General features: G+C 67.0%; 1 protein-coding gene and 1 pseudogene. Both read right to left on the reverse strand.

Going from position 1 to position 751, the window contains the following annotated elements:
- Nucleotides 1-199: pseudogene (locus PGX04_RS14775) on the reverse strand (hydrogenase expression protein); the annotation flags it as partial.
- Between the two features lie 193 nt (nt 200-392).
- On the reverse strand, nt 393-751 hold a 359-nt coding region (locus PGX04_RS14780; protein WP_273739206.1), incomplete at its 5' end, for an LLM class flavin-dependent oxidoreductase.

The raw sequence follows: 751 nt of genomic DNA on the forward strand, positions 1-751 counted from the left end.
CGAGCCGGCCGACCTGCGAGGCCGCGAGCGAGATCGGATCGGAACTGACCACGAGCGTGCCGTCGCCGTCTGGCCAATCGATCGCCGCCGCATCCTCGCCGTCAGCGGGCCCCTGCAGTACGGTCTCGTCGGAGTCGGCCGCCCCCGTCCATTCGAAGACGTGCGCGAGCAGGTCGTCCGGACTCACCTTGCCGGGCATACCACGAACTGGGACGATGCACCGTTTGTAGCTGTCGAAGGATTCGTTCGCGACGGTTGGGTATACGACGGACTTACTTACCAGAACACCCCGAAAGCCCCGACGCCGCTTTCATTCCCACCCGAACGTGGTTTGATGGGCGCTATCGAATGCCACACACGTCCACGCAGAAACCAATTCGACCTCGATCCCCTCAGTTCTCGGGCGCGACCGCTTCCATCGTCTGCCGAACCTGGTCCTCGCTCGCGCCGCGCGGGAAGCTGACCGCGATGGCGTCGAGACCGTCGACCGCCTCGTAGGCCTCGAGTTTCTCGCGAGCGGTCTCGGGATCGCCGGCGGCGCAGAGGTCGTCGACGATGTTCTCCTCGACTAGCTCGAGGGCGCGCTCGCGGTCGCCGTCCTGCCAGGCGTCGTGGATGTCGGTGGCCTCGTCGTAGCCCTGGCGCTCGAGGGCGTCGCGGTAGAACGTGCCCATCCCGCCGACGTAGAAGCCGATGTGCTGGCGGGTGAGCGCGCGGGCTTCGTCGGGGTCGTCCAGCGCGCAGCAGGTCA

Source organism: Natrinema soli, from assembly GCF_028618695.1.